This window comes from Streptomyces ipomoeae 91-03 (genome assembly GCF_000317595.1).
Lineage (GTDB): Bacteria > Actinomycetota > Actinomycetes > Streptomycetales > Streptomycetaceae > Streptomyces > Streptomyces ipomoeae.
Genome location: NZ_AEJC01000513.1, coordinates 1 through 15,892, shown reverse-complemented (window position 1 = coordinate 15,892; position 15,892 = coordinate 1). Strand labels below are relative to the sequence as shown.

12 protein-coding genes are annotated in these 15,892 nt (G+C 70.9%); 9 read left to right on the top strand and 3 right to left on the bottom strand.

Features of this window, described 5'->3' with window-relative positions; all coding sequences use genetic code 11:
• Window positions 1–209 precede the first annotated feature (209 nt).
• On the top strand, window positions 210–1,286 hold the full coding sequence (locus tag STRIP9103_RS48570; RefSeq protein ID WP_234022363.1) for an SDR family NAD(P)-dependent oxidoreductase: 1,077 nt from the start codon (window positions 210–212) through the stop codon (window positions 1,284–1,286).
• Between the two features lie 47 nt (window positions 1,287–1,333).
• Here STRIP9103_RS48570 and STRIP9103_RS33175 read toward each other — a convergent pair whose 3' ends face one another.
• Window positions 1,334–2,746 (bottom strand): tetratricopeptide repeat protein, encoded by a 1,413-nt coding sequence (locus tag STRIP9103_RS33175; protein WP_048821434.1) that lies wholly within the window; start codon window positions 2,744–2,746, stop codon window positions 1,334–1,336.
• 303 nt (window positions 2,747–3,049) lie between these two features.
• Between STRIP9103_RS33175 and STRIP9103_RS33170 the strand changes: the two genes are divergently transcribed.
• The 4 genes from STRIP9103_RS33170 to STRIP9103_RS33155 all read left to right on the top strand — a co-directional run bounded on the left by STRIP9103_RS33170 (window position 3,050) and on the right by STRIP9103_RS33155 (window position 5,798).
• The gene (locus STRIP9103_RS33170) at window positions 3,050–3,871 is read left to right on the top strand and encodes a helix-turn-helix domain-containing protein (protein ID WP_048821435.1); all 822 of its coding nucleotides are present in this window, start codon (window positions 3,050–3,052) and stop codon (window positions 3,869–3,871) included.
• A gap of 3 nt (window positions 3,872–3,874) precedes the next feature.
• Window positions 3,875–4,120, top strand: a complete 246-nt coding sequence (locus STRIP9103_RS33165) for a DUF397 domain-containing protein (protein ID WP_009327899.1) — start codon at window positions 3,875–3,877, stop codon at window positions 4,118–4,120.
• Window positions 4,121–4,408: 288 nt separating this feature from the next.
• The gene (locus STRIP9103_RS33160) at window positions 4,409–4,954 is read left to right on the top strand and encodes a hypothetical protein (protein WP_009327893.1); all 546 of its coding nucleotides are present in this window, start codon (window positions 4,409–4,411) and stop codon (window positions 4,952–4,954) included.
• Between the two features lie 34 nt (window positions 4,955–4,988).
• Window positions 4,989–5,798, top strand: a complete 810-nt coding sequence (locus STRIP9103_RS33155; protein ID WP_009327908.1) for an SAM-dependent methyltransferase — start codon at window positions 4,989–4,991, stop codon at window positions 5,796–5,798.
• Window positions 5,799–5,921: 123 nt separating this feature from the next.
• On the opposite strand, the gene STRIP9103_RS33150 is transcribed toward STRIP9103_RS33155, so the two are convergent.
• On the bottom strand, window positions 5,922–7,010 hold the full coding sequence (locus STRIP9103_RS33150) for a glutamate--cysteine ligase 2 (protein WP_009327894.1): 1,089 nt from the start codon (window positions 7,008–7,010) through the stop codon (window positions 5,922–5,924).
• An 895-nt stretch (window positions 7,011–7,905) separates the two neighbouring features.
• On the opposite strand from STRIP9103_RS33150, the gene STRIP9103_RS33145 reads away from it, so the two are divergent.
• Window positions 7,906–9,069, top strand: a complete 1,164-nt coding sequence (locus tag STRIP9103_RS33145; RefSeq protein WP_234022362.1) for a restriction endonuclease — start codon at window positions 7,906–7,908, stop codon at window positions 9,067–9,069.
• 206 nt (window positions 9,070–9,275) lie between these two features.
• Complete coding sequence (locus STRIP9103_RS33140) at window positions 9,276–10,898, top strand: RICIN domain-containing protein (protein ID WP_009327900.1); 1,623 nt, start codon at window positions 9,276–9,278, stop codon at window positions 10,896–10,898.
• Between the two features lie 68 nt (window positions 10,899–10,966).
• Here the strand turns inward: STRIP9103_RS33140 and STRIP9103_RS33135 are convergent, their stop codons facing one another.
• Window positions 10,967–11,893 (bottom strand): squalene/phytoene synthase family protein, encoded by a 927-nt coding sequence (locus STRIP9103_RS33135; protein ID WP_048821433.1) that lies wholly within the window; start codon window positions 11,891–11,893, stop codon window positions 10,967–10,969.
• 930 nt (window positions 11,894–12,823) lie between these two features.
• On the opposite strand from STRIP9103_RS33135, the gene ccrA reads away from it, so the two are divergent.
• Together ccrA and STRIP9103_RS33125 are read left to right on the top strand one after the other, a co-directional pair.
• Complete coding sequence (gene ccrA / locus STRIP9103_RS33130) at window positions 12,824–14,179, top strand: crotonyl-CoA carboxylase/reductase (protein ID WP_009327903.1); 1,356 nt, start codon at window positions 12,824–12,826, stop codon at window positions 14,177–14,179.
• On the top strand, window positions 14,176–15,892 hold a 1,717-nt coding region (locus tag STRIP9103_RS33125), incomplete at its 3' end, for a 3-hydroxyacyl-CoA dehydrogenase family protein (RefSeq protein ID WP_048821432.1). The genes ccrA and STRIP9103_RS33125, both read left to right, overlap by 4 nt.

The window sequence follows — 15,892 nt, the reverse complement described above, 5'->3', positions numbered from 1 at the left end:
CCGCGACTGCATCCGCCGTCATATGCAGCTCCAGAAAGCCGTACAGGAAGCGGGAGATCAGTTCCGTTCGGAACAGGACCGTCAGCTGTTCTCCGGCGAACCGCAGTGCGCCGCGTTTCAGTCAACAGCACCGGACACACAAAAGACCAGGTGGTGGAGGGGTTGTGCAGTTGCGGGCAGGTAGTGGCGCGAGCTGTATGTTCGCCACCATGGTGAACGTGTACGACAGCCCGCCCCGACCGGAGCGGCACGTCCCCGCCGGGTGGCCCGGTATGCGGGGCAAGAGAGTGGTGGTCACCGGGGGCAGCCGTGGCCTGGGCGAGGGCATCGTGCGGCTCCTCCTCGCCGAGGGCGCCCGGGTGGCGACCTGTGCGCGCGAGGAGGCCGGACTGACGGCGCTGGGCGCGTCCCTGACGGGCGAGGAGCGGGCCCGTCTGTTCACCGACGAGCTGGACGTGACGGAGCCCGGACGGCTGGAGGAGTTCGTCACCGCTTCGGCGAAACGTTTCGGCGAAGCCGGGCGTATGGACGTACCGGGCGCCGTCGCATCAGCCGCTGCCGAGCCGACCGGTCTGGATCCGGCTGGTCCGGAGGCGACCGGTCCGGAGGCGACCGGTCCGGAGGCGACCGGTCCGGAGGCGACCGGTCCGGAGGCGACCGGTCCGGAAGTGATCGGTCCGGAAGTGATCGGTCCGAAGCTGGACAGCGTCGAACCAGACAATGCCGTACCGGCCAGTGCCGAACCGGCCGGCCTCGGTGGGATGGACGGCGTCGTCGCCTGCGTCGGCGGTTCCCGGGGCGGCACGTTCGCACAGGCCGACATCGCCGACTGGTCGGCCACCTGGGACCTGAACGTCGGGCACGCCGTCCGCCTCGTACGCGCCGCACTGCCGCACCTGAGGGCGGCCGGCGGCTCCGTCGTGCTGATCGGCTCCATCTCCGGCTGGAAACCCGGACCGCACGCCCAGTACGGCGCGGCCAAGAGCGCCCAGATCCACCTGGCCGCCTCCCTCGCCCGCGAACTGGGCCCCGACCGCATCCGCGTCAACGTCGTGTCACCTGGCTCGATGCTGATCCCCGGCCGCCGCTGGGACCGTATGCGTACTCGGGAGCCCGAGGCGTACGACGCCTTCGTCGGCGCGGAGCTGCCGACCGGCGCCCTGGTCACCCCGCACGAGGTGGCACACACGGTGGTGTTCCTGCTGTCCGACTGGGCGAGCGGCGTCTCCGGCGCCCATCTGCCCGTGGACCGCGCCCAGAACGCACCCTCGCCCGACGGCTACTGACCCCGGCCACCGTCAGATACGGAAACCGGGGCCGGAGCGGGTCACCGTCAGGCGGCTGCGCCCAGCACCACCCGTGACCGGCGCTCGAAGTCCTGGACCAAGGGCTCATGGCGGTGGGACGCGAGGCGTCCGCGGAAGTCGCGCAGGGCCTGGATCGACCGTTCGCTGTGGACCCCACTGAGCGCCTCCAGCGCGTCGTCGGCGGTGGCGATCGCCTCGTCCAGCCGGTTCTGCTGGAGATGGGCCGTCGCCAGCACGGAGCGGCTGATGGCCTGTCGGCGGCGCCGGTCGGCGTGGGCCCGTACCGACTCGCTCGCGGTGTGCTCGGCCTGCGCGGCGAGACCCAGGTCGCGGAAGCAGACCGCGGACTCGGCCTGGAGGTAGTGGTGGTCGAGGTACCGCACCCACGGCGACTCCTGGGCGGGATCCCGGCTCGCGTCGAGCTGCTTCTCCGCCGCGCGCAGCGCCTCGGCGGTCTCGCGCGGCCGGCCCAGCGCCGCGTGGCCGCGCGCGGACATGGCGTGCAGCCGCATCAGCCCGAGCGGGCTGCCTGCGTCCTTCGCGGTGGCGACACCGGCGCGGGCCAGGGCCACCCCCTCGTCGGGACGGCCCAGGCTGGTCGCCAGATGGGACAACCCGGCCAGGATCTGCCCGCCCAGGACCTGGTCATGGCCCTCCGCACAGAGTCTGAGCGCCTGTGTCATGTACCGCTGGGCCAGGCCGTACTCCCCGGCGTCGTACGAACTCCAGCCCGCCATGGCCGCGAGCCGGGCCGCGGCGGCGAACAGTTCCCGCCGCTGGTTGGCGGGTGTGCCGCGCTGCTGGAGCAGGGGGATGACCTCGGCGGTCAGATACTGCACGATGCTCGTGCGCACCCCGCCGCCGCCGTAGTGGTTGTCCATCTCGTCGAACATGCGGATCATCGCGTGGACCTGTTCCACCGGCCCCGCACCCGACACGGACGCCGGACGCGCGGTGTCGCGCTCCTCCACCAGCCAGAGCAGCCACGCCCGCTGAGGGTTCGCCAGCGCACCCGGCACGAACGGCACCGAACCCAGCAGACTCCGCCGGGAGATGTCCGTGGAACCCAATTCGGCCAACGTGTGAAGTGTCTCCGCCACGTTCTCTCCGTACAGCAGGGCCCGCCCCGCCACCGGCCGGCCACGATCGAGGGGGAAACCCAGGTCCGCCGGGGTCAACGCGCGGCCCAGCCGTTCGCCGAGCACGGCCGCGATCAACTCCGGTGTGTTGCCCCGGGGCTGCTGGCCCTGGAGCCAGCGGGTGACCGACGCCTTGTCGTAGTTGGTCTCCAGGCCCTGACAGCGGCCCAGCTCATTCACCCTGAAGGCGAGCGACGCGTACGAGCAGCCCGCTTCCTTCAGAGCAGCCGCCAGCGGCTTGTTGGGCCCGCCGGCTCCCTTCACCGGGTTCCTAGGTAATCCGTTCGTCACGGGGGCCATCCAGGTCTCGCATCATGTCGGCGCGCGGCTTCACCCGTACCCGCCGTGGCGCCAACTCCGGGGCGGGCCGGAGGGGTTCGAGGGACGCCGGCGCACTGTGTGCGCCAGGTCACTCGATCACTATGGTGGCCGAACAACTCAGCCCGCAACCTGCGTCCTGATATTTTCAGAATGAACTGCAAGGAGCTGTCCGTGTCAACGGTCGGCGTGGCACACTGCACGCTGTGAATCCCGCCCGGGAGGTTGCACGTGAGTGAGACCCGCGTCGGAGGGAGCGCCCCGGCGGCGCCCACGGTCCTGCGCATGGTTCTCGGTAAACGGCTCCGGCAGTTGCGGGAGCAGGCCGGAGTCTCCTTCGACGAGGCCGCCCGCGCCATCGAGGTGACCGCGCTGACGGTCCGTCGCATGGAGAAGGCCGAGGTCGGCCTCCGCATCCCCTACGTCAAGGAGTTGCTGCGCACCTACGGGGTCTCCGCCACGGAGATCGACGACTTCCTCTCCCTCGCCCGGGAGGCCAACCAGCCCGGCTGGTGGCACAAGTTCCGCGACGTGCTGCCGGACTGGTTCAGCGCGTATGTGAGCCTGGAGAGCGAAGCCGGCGTCATCCGCCTCTACGAACCCCAGTACGTCCCCGGCCTGTTGCAGACCCACGACTACGCCGCCGCGCTCCTGCGCGTCGGCTTCCCCAACGCGAGCCCCGACGACATCGAACGCCGGGTCGCGCTGCGCCTCAGACGTCAGGACCTGCTGATCAAACCCGAGGCACCCGCCGTCTGGGCCATCCTCGACGAGACCGTGCTGCGCCGACCGGTCGGCGGCCGTGAGGTCATGCGGGCCCAGATCGACAGGCTCGCCGAAGCCACCGAACGGCCCAAGATCCGCATCCAGATCATGCGCTTCGCGGCCGGCCCGCACCCCGGCGCGTACGGCCCCTTCCACTACTTCCGCTTCGGCTTCTCCGAACTCCCCGACATCGTCTACACCGAGGGCCTGGCGGGCGCCCAGTACGTCGACCAGCCCGCCGACGTCGTGACCTACCTGGAGGTTCTGGACCGCATGTCCGTGCAGGCGGAACCCGTGGCCAGAACCAGGGACATCCTGGCGGAACTACGCAAGGAGTTATGAACCATGACACCCAACGGCCCCATCCGCAGCGGCATGCCCGCACCCGACCTCGGCCCCGAGGGCTGGCACAAGCCCTGGAGCGGCACCAACGGCGGTTCCTGCGTCGAGGCCAAACGCCTCCCCGACGGCAGCGTCGCCTTCCGCCAGTCCACCGACCCCGACGGCCCCGCCCTCGTCTACTCCCGCGAGGAGATGATCGCGTTCCTGGAGGGCGCCAAGGCCGGCCAGGCCGACTTCCTCATCGCCTGACACACGCGGAGCACCGCCGTCCCGGCGCGGTCACCGCGCCGCACGTACGACTACCGCACCGACCGGCGGACGTACGGGCCGTCCCGCGGATCACTACGCCCGCACAACCGGACAACCCCCGCCCGGACTCCCGTCACCCACGACACCCGCCCAGACTGGGGGAGTTGACACCCGCCGCGCACCACTCGAAGGGAGCGGCATGCGTACGCCGCCTCGTGTCCCGGGTCGAGCCATGCCGCCCGCCGGACACGCCGGCCGCCCCGGCCGGGCCGCTCCCGAGGGGCGGGGATGACCCTGCCACCCACGCTCACCCAGTACCGGACCCTGATCATCGAGGGCCACGAAGGACTCGGCAGGGCCCACCTCATCTCCGAACTGGCCCATCTGGGTTTCCAGATCCGGCGCATGCCGTCCGCCCTCCACCACCTGGACCCGGCGCTGCCCTACCGTGAACTCCTCGCCGGGCCAGGGCGGTTGGCCGTCGACAGCGCCCTCGTCGCGGAACTCGTCTACGGCCCGCTGCGCCGCGGCCGTTCCCGGGTCACCTGGATCCAGGCGCTGGACCTCGCCGAGGCCGTCGCCGAACGCGACGGCGTCATGCTCCATCTGACCGCGGCGGACCGCGCCCCGTACGAGCAGACCCACGAGCCGTGCCGCGGCCAGGAGACCGAGGCCGTGGAGGCCGCCCTCGCCTACATCCGGGCGTTCCGCACCCTCGCCCAGCATGTACCCGTGGTGACCATCGGTGTGGGCGAACCGGGCCGCCCCATCCGCGCACCCGTGGCTCATCAGCGCCAACTCTGGTGGAGTACACGCCAGTTGACGGTAGGTTAGCGAAGACGACGTGATGTGAGGCAGGAGAGTTCCCATGGCAGACGGCAACCCCACCCCCGATCAGGAAGCCCTGTCGAAGATCGACACCACGGTGCCGCACTCGGCCCGTATCTGGAACTACTGGATGGGCGGCAAGGACAACTACGAGGTCGACCGCGTAGCCGGAGACGCCTACAAGGAGATCGCCCCCAACATCGAGACGATGGCCCGCGCCTCCCGCGTCTACCTCATCCGCACGGTCACCTTCGTCGCCCGTGAACTCGGCATCCGCCAGTTCCTCGACATCGGCACCGGCCTGCCGACCTACGACAACACCCACCAGGTCGCCCAGAAGGTCGCCCCCGAGTCCCGCATCGTCTACGTCGACAACGACCCCCTGGTCCTGCGCCACGCCCAGGCCCTGCTCACCAGCACCCCCGAAGGCGTCACCGACTACGTCGACGCCGACCTCCACGACCCCGAGAGCATCCTCGAAGCCGCCGGGAAGATCCTCGACTTCAGCAAGCCGGTGGCCCTGATGCTCATGGGCATCCTCGGGCACATCCAGGACTACGAGGAGGCCAAGGACATCGTCCGCCGCCTCCAGGCCGCCCTCCCCTCCGGCAGCTACTTCGTCCACTACGACAGCACGGACACCGACGCCGAACTCAAGCGCGCCCAGGAGGGCTACGACGACACCGGCGCCGTCCCGTACGTCCTGCGCAGCCCCCGCCAGCTGGCCGCGTACTACGAGGGCCTCGAACTGCTGGAACCCGGCATCGTCTCCTGCCCCCTGTGGCGCCCGGAGCCGGGCACGAACCCGGAGCCGACGGACGTGTACGGCGGAGTGGCGTACAAGCCGTAACCCCGCGGACCGGGGGCGACCGACGCCGGTCGGTGTCCTGTACGGACGGGGGCGACCGACGCCGGTCGGTATCCCGTACGGACGGCGGCTCCCACGCACGCGGGGCCGGCGCGCACGGCTCCCTCATGCCTGCGTATGCCGTACGCAGGCCGCGACGACGTCGCGCAGGCTGCCCGTCCGCTCCAGCACCTCCCGCTGGACCCGGGCACCGTTGCCGCGCCGGGTCAGCTCGGCGAGGGCTTCGTGGACCCGGTCGAGGTCGCCGTTGTCGGTGAGCGCGTCCTCGACTTGGTCGAGCAGGGCGCGGATGACGTCGACGGCGGGCCGGGGCCGCATGGTCGTGGGGTCCAGGAGGTTCTCCGACATGCCGGACCGGGCGGCCCGCCACGTCGCCAGCCGCAGCAGCTCAGGGCTGTGCCCCAGCGGCTCCACGCCCGTCTGCCACTCGCGCGCCGCGGTGTCGACGAGCCCCCGGGTGAGGGAAGCGATGAGGACCGTGGTGTCCGGGTGCAGACAGACGTCGGCGACCCGGATCTCGACGGTCGGATACCGCGGGGACAGCCGCGCGTCGAAGTACACCATGCCCTGGTCGCGCACGATCTGCGTGGCCAGCAGATCCTCCACGCACCGGTGGTACCGGTCCGCCGAGCCGAAGATCTCCGCCGGACCGGCCATCGGCCACCGGTCCCACACCTGGCTGCGGTAGCTGGCGTACAGGGTGTCGCTGCCCTGCCAGAACGGCGAGTTCGCGCTGAGCGCCGTCAGGACGGACAACCATGGCCGGATCCGGTCGAGGACGGCGACGCCCTCGTCCTCGGAGTCGACGGACACATGGACATGGCAGCCGCAGACGAGCATGACCTGGTTGTTCAGGCCGAACTCCCGGGTCAGCCAGCGGTACCGGTTGTCCACGGTGATCGTCGGCTTCACGGGCAGCGGCGACGTGGCGAGGGCCGCCACCGCGCTGCCCAGCCCCTCGGCATGGCGTGCGGCGTCCTTGCGACAGCGGATGATCTCGGCCCCCAGCTCCGCCATCCTGGACTGCGGATGGGTGGCCAACTCGACCTGTTCGTCGTGGAGTTCCTTCTGGAACACCTCCTGCCCCGCGCCTTCCCGTGCCGCCCGGGCGAGCATCGCCGCAGCCCGCGCCTGCGGCTCGCCGGTCTCGGGGTCGACCAGGAGCAGTTCCTCTTCCACTCCGACGGTTCGCACGTGATGTGGCCCTTCCCGCTAAGTGGTGACAGCCGTGTGCCCTCGGCCGACGCCGGGACACCTGGTCGGGCAGGTGCGTCCAGGCTTCCCTGACCAACACGCCGCATCTCGAAACCTACGATCAGGCCACATAGCGGGAGAAGGATCCCGAAGTGACGGAATCCCTCCGCAGGCCCCGGCCGGACGCACCCAGGGCGCACAGCGACAGGCGTGGAGGAGCCGGCCCGGGTAGATGGCCGTCGGCCCGTACACCGTTCTCGTCCGATGCCCGGACAGCGCCGACCGCGGAGCCCCGCGGCCGGCGCCCGGCGCGGGAACGTCTCCCCGACGGCGTACCGGCCCGTGACCGGACCCGGGACACGGAGAACCTGTGACCCGGCTCGCGAACATGGGGACACTCCCTTCTCCCGGGAGCCGGGAAGAGCGCGGGCACCGGGGCTGACGGCAACCACCGGCGCCCGGTCGAGTACCCCCTCCCGGAGGGCTCATCCAAGTCTGTGCGCATGCGACGCACCGCGCCCACAGGCCGAAGACGGGTCTTTGTTCCCGGCCTGCCGGGCGCGGGCGGCCCCGACCGCCCAGCGCCATTGTGGGCCGTCCGAGGCCGTCCCGCGAACCGGAGGAGGGCACCGGGCGGTGACCGGGCGGCCTGGCGGGCCAGAAGGTGCGCCGCCGGGACAAACAGATTGTGGGAGCGCTCCCCGTCCCGGAGGACGCCGCGACGACCCAGGCTCCCGCAGTGCGCCCGTACCGCCCTGAGGACCACGAGGCACTGCGGGGCGGACCCTGCCGTCCGTCCACCTGGCCGGGGGAGAGCCCGCGGTGCTGTCAGTGGCCGCTGTTAGTCTCCGGGCCGGGGGTTGACCAAGGAATACCGGGTGTGGGGGTGGGCGGGATGAGCACATTGGCGTGTCCGCTGTGCGGTCAGCAGGTGGCGGCGACTCGGCAGGGCATGGCCCGGCATCGGCGGACGGACGGTGAACCGTGTCCGCCGGAGAACAGCGCAGCGATCAGCACTCCCACCCTCGGCTGTGCGGCGATGGCCGCGAGTGTGGTGGTGGCGATGGTGTCGACGTCGTGGGCAGTGCTGTGGGTGTGCTTGTTCGCCTCGCTGGGCGCGGTCGTCTGGAGGGCCGGTTTCAGCCCCGCCGCCCGGGTGGCCGCCGCCGATCAGCGTGCGATCCAGGCGGTCGTCGATGGCGCCGCGTCGACGGCCAGGACCGTGCCCGTCCGGGACCTGGGGCAGGAGGCGAAGCGGCTCCTGGAGGAGCTGCCACCGCTCGGCGCGACGGTCGAGGACGCGATCGCCGCCTGCATGGCCCGTCTGCGTCCCTTCGACCCACAGCCGCTGGAGGTGCGGTTCACCAAGCTGGCCCGCGCCCATGTCGCCGCCGACGAGTGGATACTCGGGCTCGCCGTCGGCGCCGCGCCGGGCCCCTCCGGCAGTGGTGCCGGGCCACTGGCGATCGTCACCGACAGGGCGCTGGTGGTGAAGGACCGGGACGTCGTCTACCGCGACGCCCACCCCGAGATCCAGCCCGGAGAGTACGGCTTCCTCGCCTCCGGCGCGCGCACCTTCCACTTCGCCTCCAACCATGGGCTGGAGGCGGCCCTCGCCGCCCGTGAACTCGCCGCCACGACCCGCCGTACGGCCCCCGTGCCCGCCGGCCGGCCGCCCGAGCGGTTGATCCGCGAGGCCCGCGACGCCGAGCTGATCGCCGCCGAGTGGATGCGCTACCTCGGTTTCACCGACGCGGTGGTCACCCCTGTCGGCGCGGACGGCGGCATCGACGTGGTCGGCGCCGACGCCGTGGCCCAGGTCAAGCTGGAGGGCAAGGCCACGGGTCGGCCCACCGTGCAACAGCTCCACGGCGTCGCCGTGCACGAGGGCAAGACCGGCGTCTTCTTCTCCGCCGCCGGCTACACCCCCCAGGCCCGCACCTGGGCCCAGACCAGCGGCACGGTCCTGTTCCGCTTCGACCGCCAGGGCGCGGTGGAACCGGTGAACGCGGTCGCGCATGAACTGCTGGCTGCCGCCGACGCCCGAGATCAGGAGTAGTCGGAGGCGCCTGGTCCTCAAGGGCAACGCCCGGGCGGCTTTCCGCGCCTACGCGTTGCGGATGCGGTGAACTGTGTCATCGCTCGGCACGTACTCCTGGCTGACCGGTGTGATCGCGACCGTCCGGCTCGGGCGCCCGAGCGCGGAACTGCGGTGGGCTGTATCGGCGGCGGAGAACGGCAGAGAACAGGGAGGAGACCGGGCTCATGGATGGTGCTCCCGCGACTGAAGCTCTCCTGTACGGAGGAGAGCGCTCGACGCCCGGAGACGATTTCCTTTCCGAGCGGACGGAGCCGAGCGAGGAGGAACGAGGGGGCACGGCGCCCTCGGTCGAGGACCTGCTCGCGCTGCACGGCAAACCCGTCCTGGACTACACCGCGTTATGCACCGCACCGAGCCCGGGCGCCGCGGAACGACTCGCCGGGCAGGCGTTACGCAGTACCCACGAGGCCATGGCATCACACGCCGACGCCGACTTCCCATGGCGGCCACGGCTGCTCGCGGCGGTCCTGGAGGCGGCCCGGGAATGGAGCACCGATGACAGGCGCTCGTTTCTCCACCCGGACCTGCGGGACGGCAGAACTCGTGACGCCCGCCGCTCGGCGCCCGGCACGTACGGCGGGAGAGGTGACAGAGGCCTGGTCCTGTACGCCTTCCGCAATCTGCCCGACCGCACCCAGACACTGCTGTGGCACACCGAGGTCGAGGGGGAGGACGTCGGGGCGGTGGCGTTCCTGCTCGGCGTCGAGCCCTCCTTGCTGAACACCGAGCGCGCCCGCACGCTGCTGCGCGACGAGTGCGTGCGGGCCCACCTCGACTTCGCGCCCGACGAGAGCTGCCGCCGCCTCAATCGGCTCATCGACGTCCGCAGCCGCCAAGGGTCGGGCGAGACGATCGCGGAGGTGCGCGAACACCTCAAGGCCTGCGCCTACTGCGGGGCGGCGGCGGACCAACTGGATCAGTTCCCGAACCGGCTCCCCGCCCTGCTCGCCGAGGCCGTCCTCGGCTTCCGCGCGGCGGACTACCTCATGACCCGGCCGGCCCGCCGGGCGAGGGCATCGGCTCGCACGCGTTCCGGGCCCGCCCCGGAGCACGCGGGCGCCGAGGGCCGGCCGACCGACGCGGGTGAGGAGGCACCGCGGGCACGCCGCCGGTGGCCGCTGCTCGCCGCCATGGGTGTGGTGCTGTGCGGGGTGATCGCGGCGGCTCCCATGGCCCTCAGCGGAGCCGATGACGACAGCCAGGGAGCGGCCGGCCCCGCCCCGAGCCCGTCCGACTCGGTGCCCGGATCGTCCACCGCCCCCCGGTCACCCAGCGCCTCCACGGCGCCCGGTGTGAACGAGCCGCTGGTCACGCGGCTGCGCAACGTGCGGACAGGCCTGTGCCTGGACGTGGCTGCCGCCCAGGAGGCGGTGGGAGCGCTCGCGGTGACGGCGGAGTGCGTGGGATCGGCGACCCAGCTGTGGTGGCTGGAGGACCGGGGACGACTGCGGAACCAGGCGGCTCCCGGACTCTGCCTGAACGCCGAGCCGGCCGGCAGCCTCGCCCTGCGACCGTGTGCCGACCCGGAGAGCCGGGACGACCGGGACGACCGGGACGACGAAGACGACGGCGACACCCGGTACGACCTGGCGGCCGACGGCCTCCTCACCATCGCCACGAATCCCGGACTGGCCGTGACGCCCGTCCGTCGCGCCGAGGGTGCGGTCATCCTTCTGAAGCCCGTCCCCAAGGACAGAATCCGCCGCTCCCAACGCTGGCGCACCGACGAGCCGTCCACCCCCGCCCCTTCACCGTCACGGACCCGGGACACGACGGCCGCCGAGTGAGGCCGCCGACAGTACCGCGGGCAGCCGGGCGACGGCTCGGCGTGGCAGTGGGCACAGGGTGTCAGTGCTCACGAGGCCTCTTCACCCGTCGGAGCCACGCGGGCCTTTCTGCGAGCGTTGAACAGTACCCGCAGGGTGCCCGCCACCGGCGGGGACGCCGGGCCGCGCAGCAGTCCGGCGCCGCGGGCCAGCGCGGCCTCCGCCGTCAGCAGCTCGATCTCGATCAGGGCGCCCACCAACGCCCGGTAGGGGGCCGCGACCAGAGAGGTCAGTTCCCCGGCTGCCTCCAAACCGGTGCGGGCCGCAGTGACCTGATGGACGATCAGCTGCTCCACGCCCGCTGCCGCGTGGCCCGCTGCGAGGTCTTCCACGGTGACGGAGAAGCGCTCCAGCGTCTCAAGGGGGATGCCGAGCCGCCCTTCCCGCAGGTCTTCGGCGAGGTCGTTGGTGAAGTCGAGGCGTTGGCCTGCGTCGATGAAGGTCCGGCAGCCGGCCCTGAAGCGTCCGTCGTCGTCTTCCGGGCCGAGAAGCGAGGCGATGAGCATGAACCCGGGCAGGGAATAGGCGTCCACGTAGGCCTGGTAGTCGCCTTCGGTGGTGAAGCGGGTGAATTCCAGGTCGGCGGTGGCGGTGGACAGGTACTCCTCCAGCACTTCCCGCAGCCGGGGATACGCGCCCATGGTGTGCAGGAGCGTGCGGATGAGCGGGTCGTCGCTCGCTCCGGTGTCCAGCGCTTTGCGCACGTCCTGTTCCCAGATCGCCCAGGCCGTGGCGCGCTGTGATCGGGGCCCGGTGTCGAGGAGGTTGTCGCCGTGGTGCATGAAGGCCGTCGCCGCCACCACGTGGGGGAGGGCCGCTCGCGGCAACAACAGGCGCGCCGCGAGGTAGGAGGCGCGGCGGAATCGTGCCACCAGTCTCCGCTGGATGCCGTAGTCCTTGCGTAGTTGCGGTTCCTGGATCCCCGCGGCGTTCAGGCTGTGATTCCACGCGCTCATGGAGGTGATCGTAGGCGTCCGCCCACTCGACTTCGCCGGTGCCGGGGTCGCGGGCGCAGCGGGGGAAGGCGTCGCCCGGTCCGGCCACCCGGTATCCCGCCCGCAGCAGGCCGGGGCTCCGTGCCGACGGCAGCTGCCGTAGTGCTGCTTGCCGTACAGCTTCTGCTGATCCGGCTCGCCCTCAACGCCGTTCCCCCCCACGTGCTCGTCGGCGAGACCCCGCCGATCAGCCTCCCTCGACCCCGACCGGCTCGCGCCGCGGCGGTCCAGCGTGGACGGCGATGGCGAGGAGGGGAAGCGGTGCCGGCAACGACGGTGCCGGAGGCCAAGCGCGCCGGGCGATGAGCCGGCGCCGGCGCCGGTGTGGAGAGGAACCGGCATCCTGGCGCGGGGTGTGTGTCCCGACCTATGGCGCATCGCGGTCCAACAGACGTGAATGACCATTGCGCTATGTGATGAACCGTCAGTCCGTCTTCCGATCAACTCCCGGGACTGCTCCGGGTCTTCATCCCGGACCCCTCAGTCCAAGAGTGCCCTTGCCCGGCCGTGCTCATGCTCCGCCTCTGCCGTGCCGCCCTCCGGCACGGCCGGATGACACTCCAATGTCCAAGGTCATCTCCTGGTAACAGCCCGGTAGTCAAGTTCTCCATTCAAGGGCGGCAGGAGATCTGATGCGGTGTGAGATTTTAGGTTCGCTTTCGCCTACTGGACGAGGACGGCAGCCGGTCCATCAGCCCACCCCGCCGTGCGGACGCGGCGCTGCAGGTGTACGTCTTCCAGCTCCGCAAGTCCCGCAGCCGGCCGGGACGGCCGGGCGCACGCCCGCGATGGAGGCCATGGGCCGGCCGTCAGCGCCTTCATCGCCTGGCTCGACGAACTCCGCTCGGAACAGCAACGGCTTGATCCACTCGACACGTCACGGGATGGCACATGGATGAGATCATCGGCGCTCTGCTCTCGGAGGATGTCACATCGCGAGATGTGACGGGTCTGCGCCTGCCGGAGTACTACCGGGGCAACGTGGTGCGCCGGGAGGACACCGCGATGTTCGAGGGCATGGACTCGAAGGAGAAGGATCCTCGCAAGTCCCTGCAGGTGCAGGAGGTCCCGACGCCGGAGCCGGGACCGGGCGAGGCCCTGATCGCGGTGATGGCGAGTGCGATCAACTACAACACGGTGTGGTCCTCGATCTTCGAGCCGCTGCCGACCTTCGGCTTCCTGGAGCGCTACGGACGCCTCAGTGAGTCGGCCAAGCGCCACGACCTGCCCTACCACGTGCTGGGATCCGACCTGGCGGGAGTGGTGCTGCGCACCGGGCCCGGCGTGAACCGCTGGCGCGCGGGCGACCGAGTCGTGGCGCACTGCCTGTCCGTCGAACTGGAGAGCCCCGACGGCCACGATGACACGATGCTGGACCCCGAGCAGCGCATCTGGGGCTTCGAGACCAATTTCGGTGGCCTCGCCGAGCTGGCGCTGGTGAAGTCCAACCAGCTGATGCCCAAGCCGGAGCACCTGACCTGGGAGGAGGCCGCCGCTCCGGGGCTGGTGAACTCGACTGCCTACCGGCAGCTGGTCTCCCGCAACGGCGCGCAGCTGAAGCAAGGCGACAACGTGCTGATCTGGGGCGCGAGCGGCGGACTCGGTTCGTACGCCACCCAGCTGGTGCTCGCCGGTGGCGCGAACCCCGTCTGTGTGGTCTCGTCACCGCAGAAGGCGGCCGTCTGCCACTCCATGGGGGCCGAAGCGGTCATCGACCGGAATGCCGAGGGCTACAGGTTCTGGAAGGACGAGCAGACTCAGGACCCCAAGGAGTGGAAGCGCTTCGGCAAGCGCATCCGGGAGCTCACCGGCGGCGAGGACGTCGACATCGTCTTCGAGCACCCGGGCCGGGAGACGTTCGGCGCGTCCGTCTACGTCACGCGCAAGGGCGGCACGATCGTCACCTGTGCCTCGACCTCCGGCTACAAGCATGAGTACGACAACCGCTACCTGTGGATGTCGCTGAAGCGCATCGTCGGCTCGCACTTCGCCAACTACCGCGAGGCCTGGGAGGCCAACCGGCTGATCGCGAAGGGCAGGATCCACCCGACGCTGTCCAAGGTCTACCCACTGGAGCAGGCCGGGCACGCGGCGTACGAGGTGCACGCCAACCTCCACCAGGGCAAGGTCGGCATCCTCTGCCTGGCCCCGCGGGAGGGCCTCGGTGTGCGCGACCACGAACTGCGCGCCCAGCACATCGACGCCATCAATCGCTTCCGCGAGCAGAAGGTGCGAGGAACGTCATGACGACCGATCCAGCGACGAGCGATCCGCGATCCCTCACAGGCATCGTCGGCCTCGGCACGGTCGGCGAGGCATTCCTGCGCCTGGCCCACCAGGCCGGCCATCGGATCGTGGCTGTCGACACCGACCTCGACGCACTCGCACGGGTCGGCAACCGTCTCAAGGCGGTCGCCGCGGACGCGGTGGAGCCGATCGTCTTCACGGATGATGTGGCGGCACTCGCGGACGCCACCGTGGTGATCGAGGCCGTATCCGACGACCTGGCCGTCAAGACCGAAGCACTGCGCCGTATCAGCGAGGTTTCGGGGGCCCCGGTGCTCACGACGACCTCCACCCTCTCCATCCCTCACCTCGCCATAGCCTCCGGCCGACCGGAGACGGTCGCAGGTCTGCGCTTCCTCGTCCCGCCCGGCCCCGGCGGCACGGTGGAACCGGTACCCACCGCCCTGACCTCCCCGTCCACCGCCGGCGCCGTCGACTCGCTGATCGCCGAACTGGGCCTGACACGGGTCGAGATCGGCGCCGGACCGGCCCAGGACGCCACCGCACTCGTGATGGCCTACCTGAACCAGTCCGTGGCTTTCCTGGACGCCGGCCATTCCACACGCGATGACATCGACACGGCGATGCGCCTTGGCTGCGGTCTGCCGACCGGACCGCTGCAACTGCTGGACACCATCGGACTGGACACGGCCCACGCGACCCTGACGAGACTGCGCCGGCAGACGGGCGACACCTCCTTCACCCCCGCCCCGCTGCTGACCCGCATGGTCGACTCCGGCCGCCTGGGACGCAAGACCGGCGAAGGCTTCTACACATACGACAACGAGGGCGGCACCACACCACGAGACAGGGCCGTGGACCGCCCCGCCACCGTCCGCCGCCCGGTGCGTACGGTCGCCGTGCTGGGCTCAGGCGTCATGGCCCGCGGTATCGCGGAGGTCACGGCGACCGCAGGTCATCCCACCGTGCTGGTGGCGCGCAGCCGGGAGAAGGCCGAAACCGCCCTCGCGGCGATCTCCGAATCCCTGACCCGCGCCGTCCGCCGAGGCAGGATCACCCCCCAGCAGAAGGCCGCGGCCCTGGCATCGCTCACCCCTGCCACGGCCGTGCAGGCAGCCGCGGACTGCGATCTGATCATCGAAGCGGTGGCGGAAGACCTCGACGTCAAGCGCTCCCTCTTCGCCCGGCTCGGCACGGTGGCCAGACCAGAAGCCATCCTGGCGACCACCACTTCCAGCCTGTCCGTGACAGCCTGCGCGGAAGCCACCGGACGCCCCGCCGATGTCGTGGGCATGCACTTCTTCAACCCGGCGCCCGTACTGCGACTCGTCGAACTGGTGCGCACCGACGTCACCTCCGACGACGTGTTCGCCGGCGCCCAGGCCTTCGCCGCCGGTCTGGGCAAGACCACGGTCACCTGTCCTGATCGCGCCGGCTTCATAGTCAACTGCCTCCTCTTCCCCTACCTCGGCGCGGCGGTCAATCTGCTGCAACGCCCCGGCACCGACATCGAGGCCACGGATACCGCCATCCAGAACGGCTACGGCTACCCCATGGGCCCCTTCGCACTCCTCGACACGATCGGTCTGGACGTCGCGCTGGCCATTCAGCACCGCTTGTACGACCAACTCGCCTGCCCGGAGCAGAAACCAGCCCCCCTCCTGGAAGACCTCGTCGCCGTCGGCGTACTGGGCCGCAAGAACCACAGGGGCT

Excerpts from the sequence above, each read along its gene's own strand:
- STRIP9103_RS48570 (WP_234022363.1), top strand. The coding sequence starts at position 210 with ATGGTGAACGTGTACGACAGCCCGCCCCGACCGGAGCGGCACGTCCCC.
- STRIP9103_RS33170 (WP_048821435.1), top strand. The coding sequence starts at position 3,050 with ATGGTTCTCGGTAAACGGCTCCGGCAGTTGCGGGAGCAGGCCGGAGTC.
- STRIP9103_RS33155 (WP_009327908.1), top strand. The coding sequence starts at position 4,989 with ATGGCAGACGGCAACCCCACCCCCGATCAGGAAGCCCTGTCGAAGATC.
- STRIP9103_RS33145 (WP_234022362.1), top strand. The coding sequence starts at position 7,906 with ATGAGCACATTGGCGTGTCCGCTGTGCGGTCAGCAGGTGGCGGCGACT.
- STRIP9103_RS33160 (WP_009327893.1), top strand. The coding sequence starts at position 4,409 with ATGACCCTGCCACCCACGCTCACCCAGTACCGGACCCTGATCATCGAG.
- STRIP9103_RS33135 (WP_048821433.1), bottom strand. The coding sequence starts at position 11,893 with ATGAGCGCGTGGAATCACAGCCTGAACGCCGCGGGGATCCAGGAACCG.
- STRIP9103_RS33165 (WP_009327899.1), top strand. The coding sequence starts at position 3,875 with ATGACACCCAACGGCCCCATCCGCAGCGGCATGCCCGCACCCGACCTC.
- STRIP9103_RS33175 (WP_048821434.1), bottom strand. The coding sequence starts at position 2,746 with ATGGCCCCCGTGACGAACGGATTACCTAGGAACCCGGTGAAGGGAGCC.
- ccrA (WP_009327903.1), top strand. The coding sequence starts at position 12,824 with ATGGATGAGATCATCGGCGCTCTGCTCTCGGAGGATGTCACATCGCGA.
- STRIP9103_RS33140 (WP_009327900.1), top strand. The coding sequence starts at position 9,276 with ATGGATGGTGCTCCCGCGACTGAAGCTCTCCTGTACGGAGGAGAGCGC.